This is a genomic window from Thetidibacter halocola (genome assembly GCF_018224955.1).
GTDB classification, from domain to species: domain Bacteria; phylum Pseudomonadota; class Alphaproteobacteria; order Rhodobacterales; family Rhodobacteraceae; genus Thetidibacter; species Thetidibacter halocola.
The window spans coordinates 19,379-34,965 of sequence record NZ_JAGTUU010000001.1 but is presented as its reverse complement, the minus strand read 5'-3'; the positions used below and the strand labels follow the sequence as shown (position 1 = coordinate 34,965).

16 protein-coding genes and 1 tRNA gene are annotated in these 15,587 nt (G+C 63.6%); 1 reads left to right on the top strand and 16 read right to left on the bottom strand.

The genetic code is table 11. The annotated features are described in order from the left end of the window. Positions 1-11: 11 nt before the first annotated feature. From proB to KB874_RS00145, 6 genes are all read right to left on the bottom strand, one after another. A complete protein-coding gene (gene proB / locus KB874_RS00170) occupies positions 12-1,118 on the bottom strand; it encodes a glutamate 5-kinase (RefSeq protein WP_212534515.1) in 1,107 nt (368 codons plus the stop codon). Continuing rightward, the gene (obgE, locus tag KB874_RS00165) at positions 1,106-2,146 is read right to left on the bottom strand and encodes a GTPase ObgE (RefSeq protein ID WP_212534514.1); all 1,041 of its coding nucleotides are present in this window, start codon (positions 2,144-2,146) and stop codon (positions 1,106-1,108) included. The genes proB and obgE overlap by 13 nt, the downstream gene beginning before the upstream one ends. A gap of 176 nt (positions 2,147-2,322) precedes the next feature. Beyond that, positions 2,323-2,862, bottom strand: coding sequence for a GNAT family N-acetyltransferase (locus tag KB874_RS00160; protein ID WP_212534513.1), 540 nt, complete (start codon positions 2,860-2,862; stop codon positions 2,323-2,325). Between the two features lie 148 nt (positions 2,863-3,010). Further along, positions 3,011-3,280 carry a 50S ribosomal protein L27 gene (gene rpmA / locus KB874_RS00155; protein ID WP_212534512.1) on the bottom strand — a complete coding sequence of 90 codons (270 nt, stop codon included), beginning with the start codon at positions 3,278-3,280 and terminating at the stop codon, positions 3,011-3,013. A 19-nt stretch (positions 3,281-3,299) separates the two neighbouring features. Next, positions 3,300-3,896 (bottom strand): 50S ribosomal protein L21, encoded by a 597-nt coding sequence (locus KB874_RS00150; RefSeq protein WP_212534511.1) that lies wholly within the window; start codon positions 3,894-3,896, stop codon positions 3,300-3,302. 197 nt (positions 3,897-4,093) lie between these two features. Further along, entirely contained in the window at positions 4,094-4,903 is an 810-nt protein-coding gene (locus tag KB874_RS00145) for a DUF2059 domain-containing protein (protein ID WP_212534510.1), read from the bottom strand. A gap of 160 nt (positions 4,904-5,063) precedes the next feature. Here KB874_RS00145 and KB874_RS00140 point away from each other — a divergent pair. Beyond that, positions 5,064-5,153 (top strand) — tRNA-Ser (locus tag KB874_RS00140). Between the two features lie 1,311 nt (positions 5,154-6,464). Here the strand turns inward: KB874_RS00140 and KB874_RS00135 are convergent. The 10 genes from KB874_RS00135 to KB874_RS00100 form a co-directional block, all read right to left on the bottom strand. Beyond that, a complete protein-coding gene (locus KB874_RS00135; RefSeq protein WP_212534509.1) occupies positions 6,465-7,211 on the bottom strand; it encodes a hypothetical protein in 747 nt (248 codons plus the stop codon). A gap of 444 nt (positions 7,212-7,655) precedes the next feature. Beyond that, positions 7,656-7,862 carry an HGGxSTG domain-containing protein gene (locus KB874_RS23080; protein WP_428849225.1) on the bottom strand — a complete coding sequence of 69 codons (207 nt, stop codon included), beginning with the start codon at positions 7,860-7,862 and terminating at the stop codon, positions 7,656-7,658. Next, positions 7,762-8,127 carry a helix-turn-helix domain-containing protein gene (locus tag KB874_RS23350; protein ID WP_212534508.1) on the bottom strand — a complete coding sequence of 122 codons (366 nt, stop codon included), beginning with the start codon at positions 8,125-8,127 and terminating at the stop codon, positions 7,762-7,764. The genes KB874_RS23080 and KB874_RS23350 overlap by 101 nt, the downstream gene beginning before the upstream one ends. Beyond that, positions 8,124-8,408: a hypothetical protein gene (locus tag KB874_RS00125; RefSeq protein ID WP_212534507.1), complete on the bottom strand. Its 285-nt coding sequence runs from the start codon at positions 8,406-8,408 to the stop codon at positions 8,124-8,126. Before KB874_RS00125 ends, KB874_RS23350 begins: the two co-directional genes overlap by 4 nt. 13 nt (positions 8,409-8,421) lie before the next feature. Continuing rightward, on the bottom strand, positions 8,422-9,918 hold the full coding sequence (locus KB874_RS00120) for a YfjI family protein (RefSeq protein WP_212534506.1): 1,497 nt from the start codon (positions 9,916-9,918) through the stop codon (positions 8,422-8,424). Continuing rightward, the gene (locus KB874_RS00115; RefSeq protein ID WP_346346491.1) at positions 9,915-10,808 is read right to left on the bottom strand and encodes a DUF7146 domain-containing protein; all 894 of its coding nucleotides are present in this window, start codon (positions 10,806-10,808) and stop codon (positions 9,915-9,917) included. Before KB874_RS00115 ends, KB874_RS00120 begins: the two co-directional genes overlap by 4 nt. Before the next feature lie 195 nt (positions 10,809-11,003). After that, a complete protein-coding gene (locus KB874_RS23345) occupies positions 11,004-11,411 on the bottom strand; it encodes a winged helix domain-containing protein (RefSeq protein WP_428849218.1) in 408 nt (135 codons plus the stop codon). Positions 11,412-11,414: 3 nt separating this feature from the next. After that, positions 11,415-11,603 (bottom strand): helix-turn-helix transcriptional regulator, encoded by a 189-nt coding sequence (locus KB874_RS00110; protein WP_212534505.1) that lies wholly within the window; start codon positions 11,601-11,603, stop codon positions 11,415-11,417. Positions 11,604-11,916: 313 nt separating this feature from the next. Next, a complete protein-coding gene (locus KB874_RS00105) occupies positions 11,917-13,230 on the bottom strand; it encodes a tyrosine-type recombinase/integrase (protein WP_346346503.1) in 1,314 nt (437 codons plus the stop codon). A gap of 523 nt (positions 13,231-13,753) precedes the next feature. Next, positions 13,754-15,562: a calcium-binding protein gene (locus KB874_RS00100; protein ID WP_212534503.1), complete on the bottom strand. Its 1,809-nt coding sequence runs from the start codon at positions 15,560-15,562 to the stop codon at positions 13,754-13,756. Positions 15,563-15,587 lie beyond the last annotated feature (25 nt).

Here is a 15,587-nt window from a genome sequence, read left to right as displayed (position 1 = left end):
TGCAGCGGCGCTTAAAGCGCCATGTCGTCGCGGTGGATCAGCACAGCGCGGCCCGGATAACCGAGGATCGCCTCGATCTCGGCGCTCTTGTGGCCGGCGATGGCGCGGGCCTCGGTGGCGGTGTAGCGCACCAATCCCTGTCCCAGAACGCGGCCCGCGCGGTCGCGGATTGTCACCGGGTCGCCGCGCCCGAACGGGCCCTCGACCGCCGAGAGGCCCGCGGGCAACAGCGACTTGCCCTGCTGCAGGGCCTGCGCCGCACCATCATCGACGATCAGCGTGCCCTGCGGCTTCATCGCGGCGATCCAGCGCTTGCGCGCCGCATGCGGGTCAAGCAGCGGCGTGAACAGGGTCGAACGGGCGCCTTCCGCCAGCGCCTTCAGCGCGTGCAGTGGCGCGCCCTGCCCGATCAGCATCGCGCAACCCGAGGCGGTTGCGGTGCGCGCGGCCATGACCTTGGTCTTCATCCCGCCCTTGGACAGGCCGGACCCGGCATCGCCCGCCATCGCCTCGATCTCGGGCGTGATGGCGTCGATCAGCGGCAGGTGGCGGGCGTCGGGGTCTGTGTTCGGGTTGGCGGTGTAAAGCCCGTCGACATCGGACAGCAGCACCAGCAGGTCCGCGCCCACCGTGGCGGCAACCTGGGCCGCAAGGCGGTCGTTGTCGCCATAGCGGATCTCGTCGGTGGCGACCGTGTCGTTCTCGTTCACGATGGGCACGACGCCAAAGGACAGAAGCGTTTCCAGCGTCGCGCGCGAGTTCAGGTAGCGACGGCGATCCGCGCTATCCTCGAGCGTCACAAGGACCTGCCCGGTGGTGATACCATGCGGCGCCAGCGCCTCTTCATAGGCGCGGGCGAGGCGGATCTGACCGACGCTGGCGGCAGCCTGGCTCTGTTCCAGCGGCAGCGGCGTGGGCGGCAGGCGCAGCACGCCGCGCCCCAGCGCGATCGACCCCGACGAGACCAGGACCACGTCGGCGCCGCGCGCCTTAAGTGCGACGACGTCCTCGGCCAGCGCGTGCAGCCAGTCCTCGCGCAAGCGACCGCTGGCCCGGTCGACCAGCAGGGCCGAGCCGATCTTGACGACGATGCGGCGGGCGTCGTTCAGGGTTGCCACGGGCCTTCGTCCTCTTGCGCCTCGATCCGTTCGGCGCGGCGGCGGGCATTGACATGCGGCCGCAAGGCGCGCAGCACCTCGGTCACGCCTTCGCGGGTCGCACCCGACATCAGCATCACGTCCTTGGCGCCGGCGGCCTCAAGCTCGTCCTTGAGGAATTCGCGTTCCTCGTCGTCCAGTGCGTCGATCTTGTTCAAGACGGTCACGCGCGGCTTTTCATCCAGCCCCGCGCCATAGGCCGCAAGCTCGTCCAGGATGGTCTGCCAATCCTCGATCAGCGTGCCAGAGGTGCCATCGACCAGGTGCAGCAGCACCGCGCAGCGTTCGATATGGCCCAGGAACAGGTCGCCCAACCCCCGCCCCTCATGCGCGCCCTCGATCAGCCCGGGAATGTCGGCGACGACGAATTCGGCATCGTCGACACCCACGACGCCCAGGTTCGGGTGCAGCGTGGTAAAGGGGTAATCGGCGATCTTGGGCCGCGCATTCGAGGTCGCGGCCAGAAAGGTCGACTTGCCCGCGTTGGGCAGGCCGACGAGGCCCACATCGGCGATCAGTTTCAGCCGCAGCCAGAGCGTGCGTTCGATCCCCTCCTGGCCCGAATTCGCACGGCGCGGGCCCTGGTTGGTCGAGGTCTTGAACTGCAGGTTGCCCCAGCCGCCATTGCCACCGCGCGCCAGCAGGACGCGCTGCCCAAGCTCGGTCATGTCGGCGATCACGGTCTCTTCGTCCTCGTCGAGGATCTCGGTGCCGACGGGCACGCGTAACACGATATCGTCGCCATCCTTGCCGGTGCGGTTGCGGCCCATGCCGCCCTGCCCATTCTGCGCGAACCAGTGCTGTTGATAGCGAAAATCGATCAGCGTGTTCAGGCCGTCGACGGCCTCGGCCCAGACGTCCCCGCCCTTGCCGCCGTCACCGCCATCCGGCCCGCCGAACTCGACGAATTTCTCGCGCCGGAAGCTGATGCAGCCGTTGCCGCCCGAGCCGGAGCGGACATAGACCTTGCAGAGATCGAGAAACTTCATCGGGGGACTTTCGGAGAACGGGCGCAGGGCGCGGTTTACCCGCCTTTGCGCGACACGGCAAGGCGGGGTTGGGCGGGGGAAACCCCGTCCCAGGGCATGACGGATATGGCCAGCGACAAAGCGCGAGTCCGAAGGGGTGTGGCAGGATCAGCCGGGGGCGCTGCGCTGGTCCTGCGTCAACCCAGTTTGCGCAGGTAGGTCCACGTCGGCACGGTGGCGCCGCGTGCCACCGAATGCGCCTCGGCATCGCCGATATAGTCGAAGCCGCAATTCACCAGAACGCGCGCCGAAGCGGCGTTGTCCTGGAACACGCTGGCGAACAGCGTTGCACAGCGCAGCGGGTTCGCCTCGACCAGGGCGCGCACCGCGTCCGAGGCCAGCCCGGTATTCCAGAACGGCGGCGCCACCCAGTAACTGATCTCTGACTGGCGGGCATCCATCCGCTCGAGCGAGATGACCCCCATCAGTTCCGACGCGCCCTCCGGCGTGCCGTCCATCACCCAGATGTCCTCGACCCGCTTCGGAGCCTGGGCGCGGGCGACCATCGCCTCGCAGGCGCCGGGCGGAAGCGGATGCGGGATCCATGTCGTCATGCGCGCCACGCGGGCGTCGCCGGCATACAGGTCCAGCAGACCGATATCCGACAGGCGCGGCGGACGCAGCATGAACCGATCCGTCGTGATGACGGGCTGTTCCGTGATCGTGGCAAGGCTCATCGGCACCCTCCTGTTCCCGTGCGATGAAGCGCGCCGCCAAATTGCACCGCCATTTTGGCAGCGGTGCGACGGGCGCGTGGCCCCTGAACGGCAAAGGGGATCGGCCGTTCCGCCGATCCCCTTCTGGTTCAAAACCGTTAAGGTCGGCTTACTCGGCGGCCTCCGCCATTGGCAGCACCGATACGAAGGTGCGGCCCTTGAGGCCCTTGTGGAAGGTCACGGAGCCCTCGGAAGTGGCGAAGATCGTGTGATCCTTGCCCATGCCAACGCCCGCGCCCGGCCAGAACTTGGTGCCGCGCTGACGGATGATGATGTTGCCGGGGATCGCGGCCTGTCCACCGTAGAGCTTTACGCCCAGACGGCGACCGGCAGAGTCGCGACCATTGCGGGAGGAACCGCCAGCTTTCTTGTGTGCCATGAGTGTCTCTCCTTCTAACTCAGACCAGGGTCTTGGCCTGGTCGACCCATTCGGGCTTGACCTTGGTGGCCTCGAAGGTCTCGGGGTCCACGGCGGCAAGCTGTGCGAAGGTCGTGATACCGGCCTCGTTCAGCTTCTTGGCGGCGGCGGGGCCGACACCGGTGATCTGCGTCAGGTCGTCGCCTGCGGCCGCGGGTGCTGCGGCGGCCTTGGCCGGCTTGGCGCTGGCCGGAGCGGCTGCCTTGGCGGCGGCGGGAACGGAACCCGCGCCCATCGCGGCCTTGACGCCGGTCTTGTCGGCGCCGTCGGCCAGGATCTCGGTGATCTTGAGCAGGGTCAACTGCTGGCGGTGGCCCTTTGTGCGCTGCGAGCTGTGCTTGCGGCGGCGCTTCACGAAGTGGATGAGCTTGTCACCCTTGATCTGGTCGATCACCTCGGCCTGCACGGCGGCACCGGCCACCAGCGGGCTGCCGATGACGACAGAGTCGCCGCCCAGCATGAGGATGTCGTTGAACTGCACGGTTTCACCCGCGTCTGCGGCCAGCTTTTCCACCCGGAGCGTATCGCCCGACTGGACCTTGTATTGCTTGCCGCCGGTCTTCATCACCGCGAACATGCGCGTCGTCCTTCTTGTCTGCCGCGTCCTTCGGCCCCCGTCGCCGGGTGTTGTGGGCATCCATGCCCGCCTCGAACAGCGCGTTCCTCGCGGAACCGTCATTGTAAAAAACACAAAGGCGGGGCCAAGGCCCCGTCCCGAGTGGGCGCTGTATGGCCGTCGTCCACGTCGCTGTCAAGCCGCAAAGGCCCACCTGATTACAGGTCTTGCCCCTGCATCTGCTGCGCCGTGGCAAGCCCCAGCGCGTAGGAGATGTCGTCATACATCCGGTTGAACGCATCGAATAGCGCCCGGTTCAGCGCCTGCCCCTCGGGGCTGCGCGCAAGATCGAGATACGCCGCCATCTGGTCGTCCGACAGCGGTTCATACGCCATCAGCAGGTAGGCAAAGAGCCATTCGCGCGTGTCGCCTCGCGTGTCCTCCTCCTGCGACCAGACATCGGCCAGGATCTCGGATTCCGACATCTCCAGCCCACCGCCTTCGACCAGCCCGGCATAGAAGCGATACGAGGCGTTCAGCGCCCCGGCCACGTTGGTCTCGATCAGGTCGTTTGCCTCGACGAAGGCGGTCACCTGCTCCATCCGGGTCCCGTCCTGGTTCTCGCGCTCGCGGAAGGTCTGGCGCGCCGCCTCCTCGGTAGCGGAGTCGATCATCGCCTGCCGCGCGCCCAGTTCCAGCGCGACGATCTCTTGCCCGGTCTCGGTGGTGAAGAAGTCGGACAGCGGCGCGATGTCCGTTCCGGTCAGCGACGCGTCAAAGCGGGCGCGCACCAGCGCCTCCATCCGCCCGGTATCATAGATCCGGTCGAGGATCGCGGTCCATTGCGGATTGGAGCCGCCGGCGAACATGTCGGTGCCCAGTTCCCGGCCATAATCAAGCCCCTCCTCGCGCATGACCTCGATCATCTCGGAAAGGCGCAGCTGGTCGAACAACGCATCCACGGTCTGCGCGCGCAGCGGCAGGGCAAGGACGACAAGGCAGAGAATCGGCACGAGACGGCGCAGCATGAAGGCTCCTGTCAGGAAATCGCACGCACCCTACCGGCGACGGCGGCGATTTCCAAGGGCGGGCCGATCACGCTTTGCGCGAGGTCGCGGAAAAGAGCCGATTTTGGGTGTTGCATGCGCGCACGGCATTGGCTACACGCTGCGCCACCAAGACCCCCGCGGAGAGGTGCCGGAGTGGTCGAACGGGGCGGTCTCGAAAACCGTTGTGGGCGCAAGTCCACCCAGGGTTCGAATCCCTGTCTCTCCGCCACAAAAATCACGCATGTCATTGAATCTAAAAATCAAAACGGCATCGGATTTTTTACCATCCCCCATCATGTCCCCCACCGTGACGCGGACTGCCCCGGATTTCGCTGGAATGTTTGCCTGACGATACCGGTCCAGAACGCAGCGCCGTGCGCTGTCTTCGGGCTTTCCTGCTTTAAGGAAAGCGCGTCGCGTCGCTGCCCTGACCTTTCCTGCATATGGAAAGCGTGGCTTGTCTCGATCTAGCCCGACTAGCCACTTCGCGATGCGCCCGCCTTGTAGCGGCTAGATTTCTTCACAAGCCTTTGTCAGCCTATCTTAAGGTCGAGTGGGATTCGTATTTTTGAGGTTTGATCCATGACGAAAGAATTCGCGATTTCATTGGCTTCCGTCTGCCTCTTGGTGGCCTGCCAAACTACAACTTCCACACAGCAAACCATACCTGCTCCGAGCGCCCCGGCTTCCGTAGCGTCTATGTCATGCGAACAACTGCTTGCGGAGAGGAAGCTACTGGCTGAGGAAATCCAGCTTTTCGGCGGAAGCCCTTATGGTTCTCAGGGATTAACTTCCTCACAGGGTCAGTATGGAGTGGCCAATATTGCCGGATCGTATGCAAGCGGCTACGCGATGGGCGCGCAGATGCGACAAGACCAAGAGGCGCGTGTGCTTCGTGCCCGCTTCGCCGCAGTAAGGAACGCTATAGTCGAGAAGAGTTGCCTATAGATCTGGTTGTCCTCTTGGATTTGTTTGGCTCAATCCGCGAGAAAATTAGCCAGCGTCAAGCTTGCATATCAGCCCGCGCCTTGCGCCGTTCTCGCGCGCCTCGCTTCCTACACCCTTGGCAACAATACAGCGCATCGGCCCGCACATAGTCGGGCAGATCGTCGCCGCACCACCGGCAGACCCAGTCCCGGTGATACAGGCGGCGCAGGATTGCGTTTGCGCGCGCCCTACGGTTGCCGTTGTTGCCGGTCCAGAAATAGGCTTGGAAGCAAACCCGGTAAGGCGGTTCGTCGCTCTCGATCCAGAGGGCGTGCGGGTCGGGTCCAGGCATGGCGCATCCTCGATAAATCGGCACCCACAGACGGGTTAAGCAGCTGAAATTCAATGATAGCCGGATTTTACTAGGTCAGCGAGATATTCGGCACGGCTGACCGGCAGTCGAAATCTCCATTTTGTGAATGCGCGAAAATGGCAGCCCACCGCCGGTTCCCAAGGCATTGCGGCAAAGAATTGCCCCACCCACGGCCTCGCAGCGCCAAGCCGGAACCTTATGGCTCTCTTTCTGTTCTTGCCAGTCGGGGTGTCGGCTTACTCATGCTGCCGCCTTCTTTCGGCGTTTGCCAGCCAACACGAGAAGCCCCAGCCCTGCAAGGCTCAGCGGCAAGGCTGCAGGCAGCGGGACGGGGCGAAGGATGATTTCATCAATAGAAATCCGAGAACAAGATAGGTTGCCTGAGGCTACGTAGCAATATTCGGTGCGCTCTTCGGACGGAGGCCAGTAACCTGTTTGGGCATCAGGAACACGAGCCACGAATTGCACCGAATCCAGATTCCTGAACGCTTTGTCGAATTCGAAGTCCTGAGCACCATCAGAGAAATAGGCATCCGCAACTAGCTTGCCGTTACGGTAGCCCAGCACCCCTAGGCTCTCAAAAGTTAGGCTCTCGTAGAAAGCCCACTGCCAATAATCGCATGAAGAACCGCACGGCTGACCGTCAGATTCTGTATTGTAAAGCCGATCGCCAAAGCCTGTGCGCCAATATCTCACGAAGGTTGAGAGGTCCGCTGAGATTAAATCAAATCTCTTCCCTGACACAGAAGAGAGCTCAGATTTTCTGTCACCGGTCCTAGTCCCGATGGTAATCACGTCGCCGCCCGGTGCACAATAATGATAATCGCAGGCGAGGAACGAGAAGCCGTCTTCGACAGTCAATATTTCATCGTTATCGAGGACGATCTCTCCCAACTCACCCATCGCATCCAAAATCACTGTCTTGGCTTGAGCAAGGTCCACACTGAGACACGCCAGCACCGAGGCCAGCAAGAAAAGCTTGATCATTACAATACCTCGAATCCAACGGGACTACGTTCAAGGTATCAGCCGACCTTCAGCCGACAAAGCTGAATCTGCCCGTGTGACCTTCAATGCGCACAGACATTTTGCGAAGGCATACCGTCTCAGCCATGTCGCGCCGCCATGCTCATTTCTAGGGCTTTCCTGCATTAGGAAAGCGCGGCGCGGCGGTCCCGTGCAGCTTTCTTCTGGCATGTAGGTTTCTCTTGCAAAGAGAAAAAAACCCGCGACCTTGAAGTGGTCGCGGGCTGCGCGTCATCAATACCCAAGAGGCGCGTAAATGACCAAGGGACAGAGGTCGTGCGCCGCGCAGGAAAAATCCTGCGAACACAACTTGAACAACTCACTGAGGCACCAACTAACCAAACAATAATAGTCGGAATTCTTTGTTCGCGCTTTGTCTCCAGTCATTGCAAAAGAAATTCTTGGTCAAATCGCCTCGCGTTCGGAAGCCGTTGAAGGCTTCTGCGCGGCACGCCATGCCGCCCACCGCCTGCGCTGGGCTTCCGCGATACGTTCACGGCCTTCCGGCGTCCTAGGCCCGGTGCTGCATCCGCCGTGAAACCGACAGCGCCGCTTGCCGGGTTCGGACTTTGCACGGCAGGGCGTGCCTTTTCGCGTTCGAGCGCCGCAGATCACGGGCTTGGGTCGCGCCGTTTGCGGCATGGCGCAGAAAAATCGGTAAGACCCTTTCACGCGTGCGCGTATTGGTCCGATAACTATCCGGCAGGCTCAGTCCGAGCGCCTCTGTCAGCAGTTTCGGCGCGTGCCCGCGCGGGTCAATCCTCGGGCGGGCTTCCCAATAGGCAACGGCCCGATGCGATACACCGGCACGGCGGGCGAGTTCGCGCAGGCTCCATCCTTGCGCCAGTCGTGCAGCGCGCAAATCGGCCCCGGTCATATGCCCGCCTCGCGCTGCCAGCAGGCGACATGCAGCTTGCGCCCGTCCGGTTCGGTCAGCGAAACCCGCCAGTCGGCCAGGCCGCAGGCGGCGCAGGTTGGCGGCGCGGTTCGATGCTCGCCCGTTGCGAATTCCGCGAATTCTGCGAATTGAGCCGGGGCGCGCTGGGCGGGGTATTTTTCTGTTTCAGCAGCGGGGGGCTGCGAATTCTGCGAATTCTGCGAATCCCGCCGGTCGAGCGGTTCGGGGGCGGGATGTTCCCCGCCCTCGATCCGCGCCAATGCCGCCCGTGCGTCAAACCACATTGCACACGCCCCGCACGATCCGCCATGCCGCCTTGCGGGCTTTGCCCCGGATCACCGTTCCCGGGTCGAGCGCCACAAGCCACCCGGCCTTTTCGAGAAGCGACAACGCCGCGTGCGCCTTCACCCGTTCGCGCAGTTGGTTCGGCCCCCGGTTCACCACCTCGGCGCTTGTAATCTCGGGATGCGGCCAGCTTTCCAGCAGCCACCGCCGCAGGGTTTCGGCCCGGTCGGTTTCCGCCGATATGGTCGCCGCGCTGGCAAGGCGCGAAGCCTCGGACAGGTAGAATTGCGCCAGGTCGATTGCATCGGCCATGTCGCCCGCCTCCACCTGTGCTGCGTCCAGGTCGCGCCAGAGCGTCAGCACGCCCGCGATGCGCGCCGCCTGTTCCGCCGCCTTCGATGCTGCGCCGGTAATGTGGGCCAGTTCGCGCCCCTTTGCCTGCAACGCTTCTATGGAGTCCGAAAATCCGATCAGCAGGGAACGTGCCCCCGCCGAAAGCGGCAAAGTGCGGGGCTGCAAGGCGCGGGTTTCCGGGTCCATTGGCAGGGGCGTTTCCAGAATGATGGAAAGGCGCGCTGCGAAGGCGGATAGCGCGGCCTCATCCCGTCTTTCATTCGCGTAGAACCGCGTGCCGATGGTGCTGGGCGGTTCGCAGATCAGGAAGCGGGCGAGAAAGCCCGAGCCTGCCGCCAGAGGGTCGGCCAGGAATGCGCGTGCAATGACGGGCTGCACCATCAGGTGCGCCGCCAACCGCCGCCCGTAGAGCGTCGAATGCCCGTCACCCGAGCGCGTGCGCTTTATCGTGCCTTCGCCCCATAGCCCGTTCAGCGCCGCCATCGTGGATTGGGCATTGTCGCTGTTCATCGCATGCCCGCCCAGGAATTGCCCGCCTTCATCGTGGAAAAGACCCAGCGACGGTTGCCCCGATTGAAACAGCTTCGACAGGCCCGAGAAGGTCGGTTCCGTTACGGTCAGGTCGGCGCCGGGCGGCGCGGCGGGTTCTGGCCCGAGCGCGTCCAGATCGGCCCGCGCTGCCGCCTTTTTCTCGCCTGCAACTTTCGTGGCCTCTCGCATGATGCGGTCGCGTTCGCCTTTCCAGAGCGCGTGCGCGTTCTGCCAGCTTGCGTGCGCCTCGCGCTGCGCCTTGGCCCGTTGCATTTCATGGTCACGCAGCGCCGCCATCAACCGTTTGTCGCAAGAGGATTTCCGCTCCCCGCTTTGTGCGATGGTCAGAACGAAAAGCGATGTGGGTTGCGTGCCGCCCAGGGCTTCCACATCAGCGAAGCCCTGCACGGCCAGAGACGCGACGGACAGGGCCGATGCAGCCGGGATTGCCACCGGGGCTTGCGTCATGCCCTGCACGGCCTCCACAGCCGCGCGCAGCGGCCCCAGAGCTGCGACGGGATAGGGTTTGCCGGGGGCGATTTCCCGCACCAGCGGTTCCGGCCCTTCCGCGTTGAACGGGATTGGTTCGGGGGCATTCATGCTGCATCCCCTTTCATCATCAGAATATCATTCCAGTCGCGCCCATCCGGCGCGGGAAGAAGCGACACGGCCCACCCGAGCGCGTGCGCCCGTTCGGCCAAGGCGACACCAGCGGCCTTGCCCGCGCCGTCCTTGTCGTCGCTATCGGTTGCGATTGTCAGCCGCGCCGGATTTGTCGGAAGTCGCAGGCCGCGCATTCCTGACGTGGACAAAGCCGCCCAGATCGTCGCAGGGGCGCGGAGAAGCCCGCAGGCAAGCGACAGGGCGGTTTCTATTCCCTCGGCCACCACTAGCGCGCCCGGTGCCTCTGACAGCCTCACAGCGCCGCCAGAGACGGCCCCGAGCATGGCCTTGTCGGGGTCGAGCGCCGCCTTGCCGGTGCCATCCGCGCGCAGGTAGGTGCGATGCACCGCGAAACCGTCACCGCCTTCCACCAGAGCCACCAGGGCGGGATACCGCTTGGCGGTCGGCCCGTGCCAGCAAGCCGGATGAAACCGCAGGGTTTCCGGCAGGCCGCAGGTGATGCCCCGCCCGCGCAGGTAGGTTTCCGCGATGGTGCCGCCTATCGGCTGCGCTTCCTGCCAGGTGTATTCGGCCTGTCGCGCTTTCTTGACGGCCTCGGCCCGGTGCTCCGCCTCCCGGCGGGCGAGTTCGCGCGGATCGGGCGCGCGATAGTCTCCGGGGGCGACACCTGCCGCCACCAGAATGTCCCGAAAGTCGCAATGCGATTTCTTGCAATGGGCCAGCAACCGCCCGCACGTGCCGTCTTGCAGCGTCAGGGCGTTCTGCCCCTTCCGGCCCTCGGACTGACAAACCGGGCAAGGCGCGCTGCCATAGCGGCGATACCATTTGCCCCCGAGTTGCAATGTCAGGTCGCGTGCGTCCGTCACTGGCCCATCCCCCAGATCAGGGCGGCGATTGCCTGCGCCTGTGCCTCGGTCAGTCCGTGAAGGCGGCGAAGGTAAAGGATTCGAAGCCGGTTCATGCCTCGCCCTCCCACAGGATCAGCACGAGAAGCGCGTAGCAGGGCAAGGCAACGGTTATGGCCTGTGACAGAGGAACGCCGCAAAGCAGAAGAAGAAGGATCAGCATTCCGCGCCCCCCTTCCAGTCCGGGGCGGCCTGACAGCGCAGGACATACCGCGCATGGTGGCCCGAGAATTCGCCGCCATGCGGTTCCGCTACCGTCTCGATTTCAACCCCGAGTTCGCGCAGGGAATGAACGTAGGCGGCCCAGCGGGGGGCGGGTTCGGTTATCGGCGTGCAGCCCCTATCGTTTGCCGCCCGAAGCCGGTCGAGCGCCCACCGGACACGGCCCCCAACCACGATACGGAAGGGGTCGCCCGCGCTGGGCGTGACGCGATAGGGCGTGCCATTGCTCTGGCGTCTGACGCGCCGGGTTGATACATTTTGGGTGTCCGTCGCAGCCGCAAACGGAATATCCCGCGCCGTGCCAGCCTGACCGCTGCACGGCGCATTCTTTTTGCCCGACATGGATCAGGCCGCGCTGCCCGATTCCAGGCTGTTGAGCCACTCCACAATATCCGATTCGCGCCAAGCAACGGCGCGCTTGCCCAGCTTCACCTGCTTGGGAAAGGTTCCGTCAGCCATCTTTGCGTAGATCGTAGAACGGGAGAGCCCGGTCATCTGCTCGACGGCACGTCGCCGCAATACAAGCGGTTGCATACAGCCACCTCAAGGTTCATCCTGAGCACCCTGATGTCCCGTTCCCCTGCATGAGCAAAACTGTCGCACGTAGACGTTACGGGAAAAGTCAAGACTTGCTCAGAATTCGTTGGCGTGCAGAATGCCGTCAGGGGACGTACACATAACCCTTACAGCGCCCTGTGACGTCATTGCCGTGACGGCATAGGGCGCACCTAAGCGCACGGTTGCCTAGATGCGCTGTTAGTTTCCTACATCATCCACCCTTCTGTAAAGGCAAACGCGGTGTGACTGTCCATATAAGTTGTGTGCGGCCTAGCAACTAACGCAAAGCCTAGCGTCGAATGTTGGACACTTTGCTTGCCTGCGCCGTCTCGCTACAAAGATGCGCAATCCAATCCGCCATCATATCCCGCCGCCGGTCGAGCATGTCGGCCCGCTGATAGGCGCGTTCCACCTCCGAACCGATCCAGTGCGCCAGCGCGATTTCGGCCATGTCTCGCGGATAGCCCCGTTCTGCCGCCCATTGCCGGAAGGTCGAGCGCAGCCCGTGCGGCACGGCAGGACGCTTGTTGCGCGGGTCCAGGTAACCCCTGCGCTTCGCCTTCACCTCAGCCTCCTGCATCCGTCGCATGACGGCGGAAATGGACATATCCGACAGCATCCCGCCACGCGGCGCGAAGAACACGAAAGGCGAGCCGTCCATGCGCGGCAGGGCTTCCAGCAGCGCCACGGCCTCGGGCGTCAGCGGCACACGATGTTCCCGCCCGTTCTTCATCCGAGAAGCCGGAACGGTCCAGACCGCGCCTGAATTCGCAGAATTCGCGGGATTCGCAGCGGGGGTTTTGTCGGTTGCGTCGGTTTTGTCCCGGCGTCCAAGGTCGATTTCATCCCACGTCATGCCCCGCACCTCACCCGAGCGTGCGGCGGTCAGCGTCAGGAATTCCAGTGCCCGCGCCGCCATGCCGTCGCGTTGCCGCAGATCGGCCCACCACCGCGACACGTCAGAAAGCGCCAGAGCCGGCTGATTGTCGCCCTTCGCCACCTTCGCGGGCTTCGGCAGGGTTTCGGACAGGTTGCCTTTCCAGCGGGCGGGATTATCGCCGGTCCGATGCCCCGCCACCGTCGCCCAGGAAAGCACGTTTTCGATCCGCCCGCGCAGGCGGGATGCAGTTTCGGTCTTGTCCTTCCAGATCGGTTCCAGCACGCGCAGCACGTCCTGCACATCGATTTCCGAAACCAGCTTCGGCCCGATGACTGGCGCGGCGTAGGCGTCCAGCGTCGAGCGCCATTGCTTGCGGTGCTTTTCGTTCCTGAATTCCGACAGCTTCGCGGCAAGGTATTTGTCCACGGCATCCGAGAAGGTCATGCCCTCGCGCGCCTTGCGCTTCTCGGCCAGCGGGTCGCCACCCAGCATCGCTTTGCCCCGGTTCAACAGCGCCTGTTCCCGCGCCATCTTGAGCGGCACGGCAGGCGGGCTTCCCAGCCCGAGTTCGGTGCGCTTGCCGCGAATGGTGATGCGCTGCACCCATTGCTTTGCGCCGTTCTTCGCCACCCGCAGGAACAGCCCGTGTCCGTCGAAGTATTTGCCGGGGTCAGACACGGTTTCCACGAAACGTGGCGACAGAGCCTTTTCCGGTCGGCGCATGTTTTCGCTGCTCATCGTATCCCCCGATACATCCCCCACCTTGACGTGGATTGCATCGGATCATGCCGGAACGTAACGCACAAGGGAAGGTGCAATATCCCCAATTAAACAAGACATTTTGGGACTTCTGCGGAACAGGCCGGATTATCCTATGGCGGCCTGTCTCTCCGCCACTAAGAAGCTTAGTTTATTCTCGTAAATTCAGAAAATGGCATGGATGGCTTTTGCATCCTCCATCATATTCCGGTCCTTGACGCGGGTTGCATTGGATTTCCCCGGGACTCTCGCCTGAAAATCCCTCGCCAGCCCGCAAAGCCGCGCCGCTTCTTCACGATTTCCTGCGTACGAATAGCATAGCCGATCAGGCCCTCGTCCTGTATGTCGGGGCGTCGGCCTGCTCAGACCCTGCTACCACTCGGGAGTCACGAAACCGATCTCTTGCGAGATTTCTGCAACAGAGCGCCTGCTGCCAGGAAAAGGGCGGGCGCTGTAGCGCCCGCCACATGTCATTTCGTGGGACGGATCAGACGAAGAGGAAATCGTCCGAGGTGATCAGCGCGTCGGAGATGCCCAGAAGCGTGACCGAACCGTCGGCCCAAGCCACCAGCGCGTTGCCGCCGGCATCCGAGATCGTCAGGTCGCCGAAAACCGCGCCGGAGACCTCCATCCGGTCGATCCCGTCCTCGAAGTCGGTTATCGTGTCGTCGCCGTGGCCCGCGCCCGACACGAAGGCGAACACATCCGCATCGGCGCCGCCGGTCAGTTGGTCATCGCCCACCGCACCCAGCAGGCGGTCGTTGCCGTTGCCGCCGTCATACGAGTCGTTGCCGCCGACCCCATTGAACGTATCGTTACCATCACCGCCGAAGACCTTGTCATCGCCATAGGCCGTGAACTGGGCGTGATCGTTGAACACGTCGTCGCCGTCGTTCATGTAGACCAGGTCCGTGCCGAGACCGCCCCAGATCGTGTCATTGCCGAAGCCGCCAAAGATCGTGTCGGCCTGCATGCCGCCGCCGATCAGATCGTCGCCCTCGTTGCCGAAGATCAAGTCCGCGCCGGTATTGCCCTTGATGGTGTCGTTGCCGACATCGCCGTAAAGCGTATCGGCGCCCGAGGCACCACGAAGGAGGTCATCTCCGGCTCCACCGTCGATGAGATCGTCGCCGTCGCCGGCGTAGACCGTATCGTTGCCATCGCCCCCTTCCAGGGTGTCGTCGCCAGCGAGCCCGTACAGCACGTCATCGCCACCCCAGCCGGCCAGAAGATCGGCGACCAGGGTGCCTGTGAGGATCTCGTCGAGAACCGGGGGCGCTTCAACCTCTTCGGCGCCGATGTATTCGTGCAGCACGTAGATGGCCTGGCGGGCATCTTCCACCGATTGGGCCCAGTCGTTGATGCCGGCTGCGGACCCTTCGGCCATCACGAAACTCTGGCCATCATCCGAAAGCGCCAGGTACTCGTCCGTCCAGCCCACCCCGCTGCCGACATCGTTGACACCGTCGCCGTTGAGGTCCTCCCCCCAGATGACGTCGAGCAGCGTGCGCTGCACGGCCTCGAGATTGGCCGGATTCCCGTCCAGATCCTGATACCACCGCATCCAGACATCGCCATAGGTCGCAACCCGGTCATAGTCGAAGGTCTCGTTCACGCCGTCGGTGAAGCCGAAGTGATCGATGTTGAGCGTTTCGCCCGACCCGGTGACCTCGTTCACGCCCATCAGCGTGTGCGACGTGATCACGGCGTCGAGGCTGATCGCATTGAACTTCGAAAAGACGCCGGCGAGCAGGCCCGTCGGATTCCAGCCCGACGCGATCAGATCGGCGATCGGTTGCGGCAGTTCGGCCGCGGCATTGGCTTGCACCTCTGTCCAGCTGGTGGCGCCGCCGGCCGTCATGATCAGCTGGTAGAGCGCCACGTTCTCGCGCGGCGAGTCGATCAGAACCCCGTCGACCATGATGCGGCCCGATGCCTCGGCGGTGATTTCCGTCCCGGCGTCGATCTTGGCCAGCGCCTCGGCCAGCGCATTTTCCATCACGTTGTCGGGCGCCCGGATGATGTTCGCTCGCTCGAGCTCAATCTCCTGGATGTAGGGCAACAGATCGGGTGGAACCTCGTAATCCTCTTCTATGCCTTCGACGAAGTAGATCGGAAAGGTTTCGCCCGTTTCCGGATTGTATCCGATTGGCACGATCTGGCCATTCTCATCCAGCACGGGCTCTCCGTTTCCGCCACCATCGGATGGATCGAAATCCCGCACCACCACCCAAAGGTCGCCGTAGAGCTCCCCCAGATTGTCGCCTCCGCCGCCACTTGAATTTGGTCCCGCCATGGTTCTCTCCACTGGTTTTCGACAG

Bases quoted from the DNA above. Each gene is read 5' to 3' on its own strand.
- KB874_RS00110 (WP_212534505.1), bottom strand. From the start codon at position 11,603: ATGCAACCGCTTGTATTGCGGCGACGTGCCGTCGAGCAGATGACCGGG.
- KB874_RS00145 (WP_212534510.1), bottom strand. From the start codon at position 4,903: ATGCTGCGCCGTCTCGTGCCGATTCTCTGCCTTGTCGTCCTTGCCCTG.
- KB874_RS00150 (WP_212534511.1), bottom strand. From the start codon at position 3,896: ATGTTCGCGGTGATGAAGACCGGCGGCAAGCAATACAAGGTCCAGTCG.
- KB874_RS00135 (WP_212534509.1), bottom strand. From the start codon at position 7,211: ATGATCAAGCTTTTCTTGCTGGCCTCGGTGCTGGCGTGTCTCAGTGTG.
- KB874_RS00100 (WP_212534503.1), bottom strand. From the start codon at position 15,562: ATGGCGGGACCAAATTCAAGTGGCGGCGGAGGCGACAATCTGGGGGAG.
- KB874_RS23350 (WP_212534508.1), bottom strand. From the start codon at position 8,127: ATGACCGGGGCCGATTTGCGCGCTGCACGACTGGCGCAAGGATGGAGC.
- rpmA (WP_212534512.1), bottom strand. From the start codon at position 3,280: ATGGCACACAAGAAAGCTGGCGGTTCCTCCCGCAATGGTCGCGACTCT.
- obgE (WP_212534514.1), bottom strand. From the start codon at position 2,146: ATGAAGTTTCTCGATCTCTGCAAGGTCTATGTCCGCTCCGGCTCGGGC.
- KB874_RS00105 (WP_346346503.1), bottom strand. From the start codon at position 13,230: ATGCGCCGACCGGAAAAGGCTCTGTCGCCACGTTTCGTGGAAACCGTG.
- KB874_RS23345 (WP_428849218.1), bottom strand. From the start codon at position 11,411: ATGTCGGGCAAAAAGAATGCGCCGTGCAGCGGTCAGGCTGGCACGGCG.
- KB874_RS00120 (WP_212534506.1), bottom strand. From the start codon at position 9,918: ATGAATGCCCCCGAACCAATCCCGTTCAACGCGGAAGGGCCGGAACCG.
- KB874_RS00160 (WP_212534513.1), bottom strand. From the start codon at position 2,862: ATGAGCCTTGCCACGATCACGGAACAGCCCGTCATCACGACGGATCGG.